This is a genomic window from Blautia sp. 1001283B150304_161114_C9 (assembly GCF_015668165.1).
In the GTDB taxonomy this organism is placed as follows: Bacteria; Bacillota; Clostridia; order Lachnospirales; family Lachnospiraceae; genus Blautia_A; species Blautia_A wexlerae.
Window position 1 is genome coordinate 1 of sequence record NZ_JADPGO010000025.1, and the last position, 13,055, is coordinate 13,055.

Sequence of the window (13,055 nt, forward strand, 5' to 3'; positions counted from 1 at the left end):
GCAGAGATTGAATCCCGTCAGGCACTGAAAGAGGCTTACCGGTCCGCAGAAAATGCAAATCGTGCGAAAACAGAATTCCTTTCCAATATGTCCCATGTTTTGTTATGTTTAGATTGGTTGTATCTTATAGATGCGGCAGAGGTCGATAAGAAAGGGTGCATAAACTTATGTATATGAACTACTACGGCTATTGAATAGCCGATTTTGTTAAACTCTTTGATATCCGGCAGTTCCATTGCTGTGAGTACCGTTTTATCCCCATGGAGGCTTTCTATGTAAGTATCTACAGCATTGTGGATAGGATGGGGGAATAATCCATGTCAGGATGCAGGGATGCTGGCAGTAGATGCAGTTGGATGAGATGTTGTTTCAGCGGATATATAGCGGGTACTGATGGGTACTATGGAGCATCACATGATATTCCTGCTGCGGATAGACCGGTTGGTATCATAAGGTGGGGAGAGCTGGAGTGTTGGTGATCTATTCCGCGGAAGTGGTAGAACGTACAGGATACTAGAAAAATATTCTGGATATTTGCTCTTCTGTTGACATTCCGCTTACAAAAGGATTACACTTTGATAAATGAAAAAAAGGAGAGTTATGAAATGAAATTACAAAAGGGAAGACCCGAAAATACAGATAACCGTCTGAACAAAGAAATCCGCGTCTATGATTTTTTAGACAAGCTAGGTATTCAATATCAGCGTATTGACCATGAGGCTGCTATGACTATGGAAGCCTGCGAAGAAATTGACCACGCCCTTGGCGACAACACCACAATCTGCAAAAATCTGTTCCTGTGCAATCGTCAGGAGACGGATTTTTATCTTCTTCTGATGCCTGGTGATAAACCGTTTAAGACAAAAGATCTCTCTGCGCAGATCCATTCCGCCAGATTATCTTTTGCCAAACCGGAATATATGGAGAAATATCTTGATATCACCCCTGGATCCGTCAGTGTATTGGGACTGATGAATGATTCTGAGAAGAAAGTACAGCTTCTTATTGATGAAGATGTCATGAAGGAGCCATACTTCGGCTGTCATCCCTGTATTAATACCTCGAGTCTCAAATTCACAACTGAAGATCTGATGCAGAAAATTATTCCAGCACTGGAGCATGAGCCTGTCACAGTGACTCTGCCGGTTCCGGAATAAGGAAAACACATAACCAAAGACACAGGAAAGCCCTCAGCCATAGATTTTGTCTATATCTGAGGGCTTTCTGAATACCTGGGAATGTTGTTCTGTAGTTGACAATGACTCTGGGAATGATATAAAATATAGAATTGAAATTTAGCGGTTGTTCTGATACTATTTTCTTGACCATATAACCTCCGACAGAACCATTCTGTTTAGAAGTCAGGTTACCGTTGTACCCGTCTGTAAGCGGTACGCCTAATTCATTTGCAACCTCGAATTTGAAACGGTCTAACGCACCTTTTGCTTCCGGTACAGCTGTCTGGTTAGAAGATTTTGTGTTTGACATATCAATTTCCTCCTTGGTTGTTGTTTTCTTTTGAAGTATTTTTGTGTTGCAATGCTAGTATATGAAGATGTAGAAATAATACACTGGAAGTTTTCGCATGGACAGGAAGAGCATGGAAACAGGAAAACTTGCATGATGACTGTAAGAAAAATATTAATAAATTATGAATTATGTATATTTTTTAAGTTTTAATTGCGTTTTATTTAGTGCTTTGTTATAATTACAGTTAGGATTGTGGATAAAAGATAAAATCCGCAAAATAAATAGGAGAAACGGAGAGGAGAAACTATGAACTTAGGTATAATCGCACATAACAGTAAAAAAGTACTGATAGAAGATTTCTGCATCGCTTATAAGAATATACTTGCCAAACATGAGGTCTATGCCACAGGTACAACCGGACGGAGAATAGAAGAAGCGACAAGCCTTCATGTGCATAAATTCCTTGCCGGCAGTATTGGTGGAGACAAGCAGTTTATGGAGATGGTAGAGCGTCAGGATCTTGATATGGTCATTCTGTTCTACAATCCGGTCATGATCGATCCTAAAGAACCGGATATCACAAGCATCGTGAGAAGATGCGACCAGTACAATATTCCTGTAGCGACAAATATTGCCACAGCAGAACTTCTTATTTTAGGGCTTGCAAGAGGAGACCTGGATTGGAGACTGAATCTGAAATGAGAGTGATCGCAGGTAAAGCCAGAAGGCTTAATTTGAAAACAATTCCGGGGATAGACACAAGACCTACTACTGACAGAATCAAAGAAACATTATTTAATATACTTCAGCCGGAGCTTTTGGAATGCCGTTTCCTGGATCTTTTTTCCGGAAGTGGCGGGATCGGAATCGAAGCTCTGAGCAGAGGGGCTTCTTATGCAGTGTTTGTGGAGAAGAATCCAAAAGCTGCTGCATGCATCAGAGAAAATCTTGCATTTACAAAACTGGCAGAAGATGGTAAACTGCTGAACATGGACGTGTTGCAGGCATTGCGTTCCCTTGAGGGAAAAGGTGTTTTTGACATTATTTTTATGGATCCCCCATATAATAATGAACTGGAAAGACAGGTGCTGGAATATCTGAAAGACAGCACAGTTGCAGATAAGAATACACTTATTATTGTGGAAGCGGATCTTCAGACGGATTTCAGTTATGTGGAATCTCTCGGTTACAGGCAGCTGCGTTCGAAAGAGTATAAAACAAATAAGCATGTATTTTTAGAACGTGCATAATTAACTATAATAATTTCAGAATGAATACATTGCTTCCTGAAATTATCATAAGATTGCTGCCTGCAGGCAGCATTCGTGTTGTTATGCATATGTGTATGTGCCAGAGGAAAGAGAGAGTAAAAATAAATGAAAATAGCAGTATATCCCGGCAGCTTTGATCCGGCTACCTATGGACATCTTGATGTGATCCGGAGAGCAGCAGTTTCTTTTGACAAAGTGATAGTGGGCGTTTTACATAATTCTTCAAAAAGTCCGTTGTTTTCTGTGCAGGAACGTGTTAATATATTAGAAAAGGCGACTCAGGACGTTCCTAATGTCGAGGTAAAACCATTTGAGGGATTGTCTGTGAATTTTGCCAGAGAGAATCACGCTCAGGTGATCATACGTGGACTTCGCGCAGTTACAGATTTTGAGTATGAGCTCCAGATGGCTCAGACCAATCGTGTACTTGCACCGGATGTAGATACTGTATTTCTGACTACAAGTCTGGAATATGCATACCTGAGTTCTACAATATTGAAGGAAGTTGCACATTTTGGAGGCGACCTGAGTAAGTTTGCACCGTCCGAGATAACGGATGCAGTTATTGAGAAGATTCGTCTTACAGCAGACAACAAATAAGTTATTGTTCACATAGAGCGTACAGTAACAGAAATAGAAAATAAGGAGTGTATATACTATGAGCAGCAGAATTGAACAGATTATCGGTGAGATTGAGGAATATGTGGACAGCTGTAAATTCCAGCCACTGTCAACTACTAAGATTGTGGTAAATAAAGAAGAAATTGAGGAACTTCTGAGAGAACTCCGCCTGAAAACTCCGGATGAGATTAAACGTTATCAGAAGATCATTAACAATAAGGACGCTATCCTTGAGGATGCTCAGACTAAGGCAGATGCACTGATCGCAGATGCACAGGCAAGAGCACAGGAACTGGTAACACAGCATGAGATTATGCAGAAAGCATATGCACAGGCAAATGATACGATCAATGCAGCTAACAAACAGGCACAGGAGATTCTGGATTCTGCAACACAGGATGCAAACAGCATTCGCCTCAGCGCGATCACCTATACAGATGATATGATGGCCAATATTGGCAGTGTGCTTAATACAACATTAGAGGATGCAGGTGTGAAATACAAAACATTTATTGATTCCCTGCAGAGCTGTCTTGATGTTGTAAACCACAATCGTCAGGAACTTGCACCTCAGACAGCACAGGCTGCAGCAATTACAGGCTCTTATCATGATAATGACGGAGCGAAAGATGATGATGACGATCTGTTAGATGATCTGGGAGAGAACTAAAAATAAATCAGTTATAAATATTATAGAAGATGAGAAAACAAGGGGCAGGAAAATTTCCTGCCCTGATTTTGTATAATGAAATGATGACAGTTCCCGGAAAGAATTTATTTTCACAGATAGGAAATCAGACAGTAAAGAATACCTGCTGTAAGGAATGTACAGATACACTTGGAAATAAAATAAGGCAGAATGCTGAGGTCATGGTGGAGAACACCTTTTGTCTGAGCAAGGATGCACAGACCGCCGGATGCGGTAGCTGCAGCGGACAAAAGTATACGAGTCATGTATGGCAGTCCGGAAACTGAAATAAGAGAAAGTCCGGAAGTGATCTCTGTAAATCCGAGCAGCAGGTATTGATAGAGAAGTGGAAAAGGCGCATAATATCTGATACATCCTGCCAGAATGGAGAACAATAGAATATATCCTCCGAGACGTGTAATGGTTTCAAAACCGTTCATTATAGAAAAATCAAGTATATTTTTTCGAGAAGAAATCTCGGGTGAAAATCCTGGGGAATCTGAGATGGTGGCATTTTGGTACACAAAAAAACGAAAGAACAGCATACATATCAGATTTGCTGAAAAAATACTCGCAAAGACCATGCCGGCAGGTACTGTATCCTTAAGACAGGACTTACAGAGATAGGTAATGATAAAGGCAGGGCTTGGATTGTTACAGAAGGTAGTGAGATAAAGAGCTTCTTTTTTGCTGATTTTATGTAATCCATACAGATCAGAAGCAAGTTTGGCTCCCAGAGGATAACCACACAGCATTCCGAGAACGAAAACATAACCACCCCAGATGCTGACACCCGGAAAAATATGAAAGAATGATTCAAATGGCAGGAGAAGTTTCCGGATATGACCGGTATGTGTAAGCATTCCTGTGAGAATAATAAATGGGAGAAGCGTTGGGATTAATGTATTCAGCCACAGAGTCATTCCGGCTCTGGCACAGGACAGACTTTCAGCAGGATGTAGCAGAAGAAAGACAAGAAGAAAACAAATACCACCGGTGAGTATGGTGTTTTTGGACATACAACAACCTCTTTGCAATTGTTTGCCATTCTTTATAAAATTTATATGGCGCAGAATGAAAATAAATGCTATAGTATTTGGGTAAAATATATCTGGAAAATTTGTCGTATATCGGGAAAACAATGGTATATTATAAGACAAATGTGTGATTTTTGGAGGTAATATAATTATGGCAGTTTTAGAGAATTGTGAACCCAAAAGAGTGTTCCATTATTTTGAGGAGATATGCAAAATTCCTCATGGCTCAGGAAATACAAAGCAGATCAGCGACTATCTGGTTCAGTTTGCAAAGGATCATGATCTGAAATATGTTCAGGATGAGATGAATAATGTGGTTATTTATAAACCGGGCACAGCGGGATACGAGAATGCTCCTGTAGTGATCATTCAGGGACATATGGATATGGTATGTGAGAAACGTCCGGATGTAGAGCATGATTTTACAAAAGACGGATTAAATCTTTCTGTAGAAGGTGACTATGTATCTGCAAACGGAACAACCCTTGGTGGTGATGACGGAATTGCTGTTGCTTATGGTCTTGCACTTCTGGAAAGTGATACAATTGCTCATCCGCCGCTTGAAGTGTTTATTACTGTAGATGAGGAAATCGGTCTTCTGGGTGCAGTTGGATTTGACTGCAGTGTATTAAAAGGAAGAAGATTTATCAATCTGGATTCTGAAGCAGAAGGAAGCCTCTGGATCAGCTGTGCAGGCGGACTTTCCGGAGTCAGCCATATTCCAGTGACAAGACTGGATGCAGAGGGAGAGAAGCTGACAGTTAAGATCAGCGGATTGATGGGCGGTCATTCCGGAGCTGAGATTGACAAGAATCGTGCAAACGCAAATTCTCTTCTCGGAAAATTTCTCCATGGTCTGGATGAGAAAACAGATTTTGAACTGATCAGTGTGCAGGGCGGACAGAAAGATAATGCCATTACAAGGGAGGCTACAGCAGAAATCCTTGTTCTTGAAGAAAATGCAGATGCTGTCAGAGAATATGCGGCTTCTGTGCAGGGAGCATGGAGAGAAGAGTATGCAGGAACTGATGAGGGTATCACAGTAACTGTTGAAGATGAGGGAAAACAGGAAGTAAGGGTTCTTCATCCCACAAGTAAAGAAAAAGTAATTTTCTTCCTTGTAAATGTACCTTATGGTGTTCAGAAAATGAGCGGAACGATCAAAGGACTGGTAGAGACTTCTACGAATATCGGTATTCTGAAGACTTCTGAGAATGAGGTAATGGGAAGCTCCAGTATCAGAAGTTCTGTGGAGACAGCCAGAGATTCCCTTTCTGACAAGATTGCCTATCTGACGGAGTTCCTTGGCGGAGAGTATGAGAGACAGGGCGTTTATCCTGCGTGGGAGTATCGCAAGGATTCACCGCTTCGTGATAAGATGGTGGAAGTATATGAGGAAATGTATGGACAGAAACCGAATGTGGTGGCAATCCATGCAGGACTTGAGTGTGGACTTTTCTATAAGAAGATGGAAGGACTTGACTGTGTGTCTCTGGGACCTGATATGAAGGATATTCATACGTCTGAAGAGGTGCTTAGTATTTCTTCTACAGAGAGAGTCTGGAAGTATCTGGTGAAAGTTCTGGAGGCTCTTAAAGAGTGATGTTGGAAGCATCCCTGTTGCGCTTTGGCGGCAGGGGTGCTTTTTTGAATGTTCTATATGTCCGGTGCTTTGCATATACTGTATCAGAATGCGGAACTAAGCATTTCGTTACTGTTCACTCCGTTCACAGTAACGTAGCCAAAATTCATTTCAGATTGCCTGCGGCAATGGAATTTTGGCTTGTATGTCTCGGGATTTTGGCATATTCATGCCAAAACACCTCGCGGGATAGTGGTGTGTGAACAGTAACCGCATTTCTAAAAAAAACAGAAACTATTCATATTAGCGAGATATTTTTCAAAATCTATGCTATAATAACAAAATGTATGAAATGCAAGGAGCGAGTGAAAATGGAAATACAGTTATGGAGAAGCATTTTGTGCCCGTATGAACTGGCTGTGAGAGAGCTGGAAGTGAAATTCAATCACATTATTGATGAATGTAAAGAGAATGATGTTTACTGCCCGATTGAGCAGGTGGAGGGCAGGGTTAAGAGCGTGAGCAGTATTCTTGAGAAAATGCAGCGCAAGCATATTCCTATGGAGAGAATGGAAGAAGAACTGGAGGATATTGCCGGTGTTCGTATTATCTGCCAGTTTGAGGAGGATATAGAGACGGTTGCTTCCCTGATCCAGAAGAGAAGCGATATGGTTATAAAGAGTGAGAAGAATTATCTGAAGCATATTAAACAGAGTGGTTACAGAAGTTATCATCTGATTATTTATTATACAGTGGATACGATCAAAGGGCCAAAGAAGCTGCAGGCGGAGATACAGATCCGTACAATGGCTATGAACTTCTGGGCGACGATTGAGCATTCCCTGCAATATAAATATAAAGGGGATATGCCGGAGCATGTGGCAGAACGTCTGAGCAAGGCAGCAGATGCCATTAATGCTCTTGACCATGAGATGTCTTCTGTGCGGAATGAGATTATGGATGCACAGAATTCGTCACAGATGCAGTCTAATCTGGTGAAGGATATTCTGATCAACATTGAAAATCTGTACAAGATTGCAAATAAGCGGGAGATTATGAAGATTCAGGATGAGTTCCTGAGAGTATTTAAAACAAAAGATCTTCAGCAGCTGAAGCGGTTCCACAGACAGCTTGATATTATATCCGAAGGATACCGGGCACAGGCAGTGTATCATCATGTCTGATTATTATCCGGAAATGATAATTTGAAAGGTTTGCTGCAGATGTAGAACTGTGTGGCGGATGATCGTATCCGCATGACTATAATACATACGAGGAAAATATAAATGCAGGATTTTTTACCGGTAACAAAGAAAGAAATGAAACAGAGAGGGTGGGAGCAGGTAGATTTTGCCTATATTACAGGTGATGCCTACGTGGACCATCCTTCCTTTGGTACTGCGATCATCAGCAGACTGTTGGAGAGTCGTGGGTATAAAGTGGGGATCATTCCTCAGCCTGACTGGAGAAAGAAGGAGAGTATTCAGGTATTTGGAGAGCCTCGACTGGGATTTCTGGTGTCTGCGGGAAATATGGACTCTATGGTAAATCACTATACAGTCTCTAAAAAGCACAGGCAGAAAGATTCCTATTCACCGGGAGGCCAGATGGGACTTCGTCCTGACCGTGCGGTGATCGTGTACAGCAATCTGATCCGTCAGACTTATAAAAAGACACCCATTATCCTGGGTGGGATTGAAGCCAGCCTGAGACGACTGGCACATTATGATTATTGGGAGAATAAAGTAAAACACAGTGTACTCCTTGATTCCGGGGCAGATATGATTTCCTATGGAATGGGTGAGCATTCAATCATAGAGATTGCAGATGCGCTGGCGAGTGGACTGCCGGTAGAGGAACTTACCTATATTGCAGGAACTGTATTTAAGTGCAGGGATCTGTCGAGAGTTTATGATCCGATTATTCTTCCTTCTTATGAGGAAGTAAAAGTAAATAAGAAGGTTTATGCAGACAGCTTTGCCATTCAGTATCAGAATACAGATCCATTCAGCGCCAGACCAATGGCAGAATCTTATGGGACAAAGGGATATATTATACAGAATCCTCCTGCTCTGCCCCTGACGCAGGAGGAAATGGATGATGTATATGCCCTGCCTTATACGGAGAAAGTTCATCCCATGTATGAGAAGCTGGGCGGAATTCCGGCACTGGAAGAAATCAAGTTCAGCCTGACAAGCAACAGAGGGTGTTTTGGCGGCTGTAATTTCTGCGCTCTGACTTTTCATCAGGGAAGAATTCTTCAGACCAGAAGTCATGAGTCTCTGATCGAAGAAGCTACCAGAATGACAAATGATCCTGAGTTCAAGGGTTATATTCACGATGTGGGTGGTCCCACAGCAGATTTCAGACAACCATCCTGTCAGAAACAGCTCACGAAAGGGGTCTGCAAGAATAAGCAGTGTCTGTTTCCCACGCCATGCAAAAACCTGACTGTAGATCATTCGGATTACGTTTCTCTGCTTCGGAAGCTGCGGAAGATCCCGGGAGTGAAGAAGGTATTCATCCGCTCCGGTGTACGCTTTGATTATGTGGTGGCAGACAGGGACAAGACTTTTTTGCGTGAACTGGTGGAACATCACGTAAGCGGGCAGCTGCGTGTGGCACCGGAACATGTGTCTGATCAGGTTCTGAAGTATATGGGAAAACCAAGTCACAGCGTTTATCAGCAGTTTCTTAAGGAATATGATGCGGCAAACAGGCAAACAGGAAAGCAGCAGTATGCTGTCCCGTATTTCATGTCCTCCCATCCGGGATGTACCATGAAAGAGGCAGTAAAACTTGCGGAATATGTCCGGGATCTTGGCTTTACCCCGGAACAGGTACAGGATTTCTATCCAACCCCGTCTACTCTTTCTACCTGTATGTACTATACGGGAATCCATCCTCTTACAGGTGAGAAGGTATATGTTCCGAAGAACCCCCATGAAAAAGCAATACAGAGAGCTTTGATGCAGTACAAGAATCCTGCAAACAGAGAACTGGTGCTGGAAGGCCTCAAAATGACCGGAAGAATGGACCTGGTAGGTTACGGCCCTAAATGTTTGATCCGGCCGCTTCGAGAGAATCATGGAGGCCAACAGCATACTCAGGGCAGCAGTCGGAATGCGAAAAACAGCAGAAATAGCAAAAATAACAAAAACAACAAAAACAGTTCAGCATCTGCAAAGAAGAACACTATCAGAAATATACATAAGAAAAATTCCGGAGGAGGACGTAAGTGACAGAAAAGAAAAACAGAAATAAAAAACAAAGTAAAGCGAAAACATCTTCAAGAGTATCCAAAGGGAATTTCGGATATTTCAGAAGTGAAAAGAGACGTCGCCTGATCATCACTGCAATTCTTTTTGCAGTACCCTTATTCATCTTTTTTACATCCTGGTTCTATTTTAAGACAAGAATGACTGTCTGGACAGTTGTAACTGTAGTTGGCTGTCTTCCGGCATGTAAATCCATGGTGAATCTGATCATGATTCTGAAATGCAGACCAATGGATGCCGGATTATATCAGAAAATCCATGAGCATCAGGGCAGTCTGGATATGGCATATGAACTTTACATGACTTTTTATGAAAAAAGTGCCTATATTGATGCAGCAGCAGTATGTGGAAATACAGTAGTGGCTTACAGCAGTGATCCGAAAATCGATGCATCTTTCATGGAAACCAATTCCCAGAAGATCATCCGTAAAAACGGTTATAAAGTGACGGTGAAAATTTTTACAGATCTCCGTCCGTTCCTAGAACGTCTTGATTCCATGAACGATCACAGAGAAAGTCTGGAAGAAGGAATCAAATTTACCCCGGACGAAAAATATCCGGATCTTTCCAGAAATGAACTGATCCGGCAGACCATTCTGGCATTGTGTCTGTAGTCGCCGGAATTCAATTACAAAATATATCTATAGCAATGTGTTATTTCGGAGTTTGGTATAATTATACAGGAACAATTAAATATGAAAGAATTTATTATAGAAGAAAATGAAGCGGGCCAGCGCTTTGATAAATATCTGGCCAAGCTTCTCAGAGAAGCACCTAAAAGTTTTTTTTACAAAATGCTCCGCAAAAAGAACATCACTCTAAATGGAAAGAAAGCCACAGGAAACGAAAAACTTCTCAAAGGCGACACCATCAAACTGTTTCTGAGTGATGAAACTTTCGATAAATTTGCAGGAAGCAGTCAGGCAGCAAGAGCATACTGCGAACTGGATATTGTTTACGAGGATCCTGATATCATTATCATCAATAAACCGGCAGGGATGCTTTCACAGCCGGCAGATGACGGGGAACCGTCCCTTGTAGAATATCTGACCGGCTACCTTTTAAAGAAAGGTGACCTTACAGAAGAACAGCTCAAAACCTTCAGACCTTCTGTATGTAACCGACTTGACCGTAATACCAGCGGAATGGTCTGTGCAGGTAAAAGCCTTGCCGGTCTGCAGTTTCTGTCCAGGATATTCCACGACAGAATACTTCACAAATACTACCTCTGCCTCACAAAAGGCAAAATAGAAAAACCGGATCATATCAGGGGTTATCTGCACAAAGATAAAAAAACAAACAAAGTAATCGTAAGCAGACAGGAATTCAAAGATTCCCTGCCGATTGAAACGAAATATCGTCCTCTTGGCAGCAACGGAAAAATAACTCTTCTGGAAGTTGAGCTGATCACAGGCCGTACTCACCAGATTCGTGCTCATCTTGCAGGAACAGGACATCCATTGCTTGGAGACACCAAATACGGAGATTCTGAATTTAATAAGCAATACATCCGCCATGGAGTCAGGCATCAGCTTCTCCATGCATACAGGTTAGTAATTCCGGAGACAGACCAGAACTTTGTGGCGCCGGCACCGGAGCTTTTCTGTAAAATCATCAAAGAGGAAAATCTTGAGGAGGCTTATCATGAGAATCTGGAAAGAAATATGGGATTACGCAAAAATGATCATCATAGTAGTAGTGATCGTAACGCTTGTGAATAGCGTAGTACTGATCAATGCCAAAATTCCTTCCGAATCAATGGAAAAAACCATTATGACAGGAGACCGTATTTTCGGATTCCGCCTTGCATATGGACTCAATCTGGATTTCTTCGGACATGAAATATCAAAAAAAATAAAAGATCCGGAACGCTTTGACATTGTTATTTTCAAATACCCGGATGACGAAAGCAAGCTTTTCATCAAACGAGTCATCGGACTTCCGGGAGAAAAAGTACAGATTAAGGACGGCAAAGTCTATATCAATGATTCAGAGATTCCTCTGGATGACAGTTTCGTTCCGGAAAAACCAAGAGGCAGCTTTGGCCCGTATGAAGTTCCCGAAAATAGCTATTTCGTCCTGGGTGATAACCGCAATCATTCCAAAGACTCCCGTTGCTGGAAAAGCACCAGTTTTGTGACCTTTGATGAGATTGTCGGAAAGGCAGTTATCAGGTATTATCCGTCGGTAAAATTATTGAAGTAGAAAATAAAATTTACGGAGAAATAAAGTGGCAACATGGAACAGCAGAGGTTTGCGGGGATCCACTCTGGAGGATCTTGTAAATCGTACAAATGAACAATACAGAGAAAAGGGACTGGCACTTATCCAGAAAATTCCCACTCCGATCACACCTGTCCGTATGGATAAGGAAAATCGTCATATTACGCTGGCATATTTCGAGCAACGAAGCACTGTAGACTATATCGGAGCAGTACAGGGCATCCCCGTCTGCTTTGATGCCAAAGAATGTGCGGCGGATACTTTTCCGCTTGCGAATATCCATCCTCATCAGGTGGAATTTATGCAGGCATTTGAAAAGCAGGGAGGGGTGGCTTTTTTTCTTATATTCTACAGCCATGAAAACCAGTTCTATTACCTTACACTGCGCAGTCTCCTTACTTTCTGGAACCGGATGCAGGAAGGCGGCCGCAAGAGCTTCCGGCGCGAAGAGCTGGAGCCTCAGTACTATTTGAATAAAAAAAGCGGGTTTCTTGTGCCCTTTCTGGATGGGATTCAGATTGATCTTGATGAGCGGGGATAGAAAAAGGGGGACGCACAGAAATTTATTTTATTTCCGGTGCGGTTTCGGCATCTAAGAGTTTCTAAGGCAAAAAAAATCTGCTAAAAGCATGAGCCGTCTTCTCAAACTCGCTCCGTCGCAGACTTCGCTCAGACAGTGAAACAGCCGGCTCATAACGCAGATTTTTTTTGCCTAAGAAACTCTAAGATACCTGCAAATGCACCGGAAATAAAATAAATTTCTGCGCTGTGTATTGGCAGTAACTATGAAGAAATCAACTTGCTGGCATACTATAGCAAGCCTCTTATAATGTTATTGATTCAGTTCATCAGAGCGTAAAATCCTGCGTCAGCACGCCTGTAGGT

The 13,055-nt window shown here is 42.0% G+C and carries 14 protein-coding genes and 1 pseudogene; 13 read left to right on the top strand and 2 right to left on the bottom strand.

Annotation, left to right across the window (positions count from 1 at the left end):
- The coding region (locus I4V44_RS18570) for an ABC-three component system middle component 6 (protein WP_420314758.1) at positions 1 to 177 on the top strand (177 nt) is incomplete at its 5' end.
- Positions 178 to 605: 428 nt separating this feature from the next.
- Entirely contained in the window at positions 606 to 1,157 is a 552-nt protein-coding gene (locus tag I4V44_RS12560) for a prolyl-tRNA synthetase associated domain-containing protein (RefSeq protein WP_118568899.1), read from the top strand.
- Between the two features lie 145 nt (positions 1,158 to 1,302).
- Here the strand turns inward: I4V44_RS12560 and I4V44_RS18315 are convergent.
- Positions 1,303 to 1,488, bottom strand: a pseudogene (locus I4V44_RS18315) (small, acid-soluble spore protein, alpha/beta type); the annotation flags it as partial.
- A 288-nt stretch (positions 1,489 to 1,776) separates the two neighbouring features.
- Between I4V44_RS18315 and I4V44_RS12570 the strand changes: the two are divergent.
- The 4 genes from I4V44_RS12570 (at position 1,777) to I4V44_RS12585 (ending at position 4,032) form a co-directional block, all read left to right on the top strand.
- A complete protein-coding gene (locus tag I4V44_RS12570) occupies positions 1,777 to 2,172 on the top strand; it encodes a methylglyoxal synthase (protein WP_008702973.1) in 396 nt (131 codons plus the stop codon).
- Complete coding sequence (gene rsmD, locus I4V44_RS12575; RefSeq protein ID WP_020993877.1) at positions 2,169 to 2,720, top strand: 16S rRNA (guanine(966)-N(2))-methyltransferase RsmD; 552 nt, start codon at positions 2,169 to 2,171, stop codon at positions 2,718 to 2,720. Before I4V44_RS12570 ends, rsmD begins: the two co-directional genes overlap by 4 nt.
- A gap of 126 nt (positions 2,721 to 2,846) precedes the next feature.
- On the top strand, positions 2,847 to 3,341 hold the full coding sequence (gene coaD, locus I4V44_RS12580; RefSeq protein WP_118572810.1) for a pantetheine-phosphate adenylyltransferase: 495 nt from the start codon (positions 2,847 to 2,849) through the stop codon (positions 3,339 to 3,341).
- 58 nt (positions 3,342 to 3,399) lie between these two features.
- A complete protein-coding gene (locus I4V44_RS12585) occupies positions 3,400 to 4,032 on the top strand; it encodes a hypothetical protein (protein WP_008702979.1) in 633 nt (210 codons plus the stop codon).
- Between the two features lie 110 nt (positions 4,033 to 4,142).
- Here the strand turns inward: I4V44_RS12585 and I4V44_RS12590 are convergent, their stop codons facing one another.
- Positions 4,143 to 5,069: a hypothetical protein gene (locus I4V44_RS12590; protein WP_025576988.1), complete on the bottom strand. Its 927-nt coding sequence runs from the start codon at positions 5,067 to 5,069 to the stop codon at positions 4,143 to 4,145.
- A gap of 169 nt (positions 5,070 to 5,238) precedes the next feature.
- Between I4V44_RS12590 and I4V44_RS12595 the strand changes: the two genes are divergently transcribed.
- The 7 genes from I4V44_RS12595 (at position 5,239) to I4V44_RS12625 (ending at position 12,711) form a co-directional block, all read left to right on the top strand.
- Positions 5,239 to 6,690: an aminoacyl-histidine dipeptidase gene (locus tag I4V44_RS12595; protein WP_055058008.1), complete on the top strand. Its 1,452-nt coding sequence runs from the start codon at positions 5,239 to 5,241 to the stop codon at positions 6,688 to 6,690.
- A 350-nt stretch (positions 6,691 to 7,040) separates the two neighbouring features.
- Positions 7,041 to 7,853, top strand: a complete 813-nt coding sequence (locus I4V44_RS12600; RefSeq protein ID WP_025576989.1) for a GTP pyrophosphokinase — start codon at positions 7,041 to 7,043, stop codon at positions 7,851 to 7,853.
- A 102-nt stretch (positions 7,854 to 7,955) separates the two neighbouring features.
- The gene (locus tag I4V44_RS12605; protein WP_118339407.1) at positions 7,956 to 9,911 is read left to right on the top strand and encodes a YgiQ family radical SAM protein; all 1,956 of its coding nucleotides are present in this window, start codon (positions 7,956 to 7,958) and stop codon (positions 9,909 to 9,911) included.
- Positions 9,908 to 10,561: a hypothetical protein gene (locus I4V44_RS12610; RefSeq protein ID WP_118568897.1), complete on the top strand. Its 654-nt coding sequence runs from the start codon at positions 9,908 to 9,910 to the stop codon at positions 10,559 to 10,561. The genes I4V44_RS12605 and I4V44_RS12610 overlap by 4 nt, the downstream gene beginning before the upstream one ends.
- A gap of 81 nt (positions 10,562 to 10,642) precedes the next feature.
- Entirely contained in the window at positions 10,643 to 11,668 is a 1,026-nt protein-coding gene (locus tag I4V44_RS12615; RefSeq protein ID WP_196002807.1) for an RluA family pseudouridine synthase, read from the top strand.
- Positions 11,592 to 12,152 (top strand): signal peptidase I, encoded by a 561-nt coding sequence (gene lepB, locus I4V44_RS12620; RefSeq protein WP_008702987.1) that lies wholly within the window; start codon positions 11,592 to 11,594, stop codon positions 12,150 to 12,152. Before I4V44_RS12615 ends, lepB begins: the two co-directional genes overlap by 77 nt.
- Positions 12,153 to 12,177: 25 nt before the next feature.
- The gene (locus I4V44_RS12625) at positions 12,178 to 12,711 is read left to right on the top strand and encodes a Holliday junction resolvase RecU (RefSeq protein ID WP_118339403.1); all 534 of its coding nucleotides are present in this window, start codon (positions 12,178 to 12,180) and stop codon (positions 12,709 to 12,711) included.
- Positions 12,712 to 13,055 lie beyond the last annotated feature (344 nt).

Bases quoted from the DNA above. Each gene is read 5' to 3' on its own strand.
- I4V44_RS12600 (WP_025576989.1), top strand. From the start codon at position 7,041: ATGGAAATACAGTTATGGAGAAGCATTTTGTGCCCGTATGAACTGGCT.
- I4V44_RS12615 (WP_196002807.1), top strand. From the start codon at position 10,643: ATGAAAGAATTTATTATAGAAGAAAATGAAGCGGGCCAGCGCTTTGAT.
- I4V44_RS12605 (WP_118339407.1), top strand. From the start codon at position 7,956: ATGCAGGATTTTTTACCGGTAACAAAGAAAGAAATGAAACAGAGAGGG.
- I4V44_RS12595 (WP_055058008.1), top strand. From the start codon at position 5,239: ATGGCAGTTTTAGAGAATTGTGAACCCAAAAGAGTGTTCCATTATTTT.
- rsmD (WP_020993877.1), top strand. From the start codon at position 2,169: ATGAGAGTGATCGCAGGTAAAGCCAGAAGGCTTAATTTGAAAACAATT.
- lepB (WP_008702987.1), top strand. From the start codon at position 11,592: ATGAGAATCTGGAAAGAAATATGGGATTACGCAAAAATGATCATCATA.
- coaD (WP_118572810.1), top strand. From the start codon at position 2,847: ATGAAAATAGCAGTATATCCCGGCAGCTTTGATCCGGCTACCTATGGA.
- I4V44_RS12585 (WP_008702979.1), top strand. From the start codon at position 3,400: ATGAGCAGCAGAATTGAACAGATTATCGGTGAGATTGAGGAATATGTG.
- I4V44_RS12560 (WP_118568899.1), top strand. From the start codon at position 606: ATGAAATTACAAAAGGGAAGACCCGAAAATACAGATAACCGTCTGAAC.
- I4V44_RS12570 (WP_008702973.1), top strand. From the start codon at position 1,777: ATGAACTTAGGTATAATCGCACATAACAGTAAAAAAGTACTGATAGAA.
- I4V44_RS12590 (WP_025576988.1), bottom strand. From the start codon at position 5,069: ATGTCCAAAAACACCATACTCACCGGTGGTATTTGTTTTCTTCTTGTC.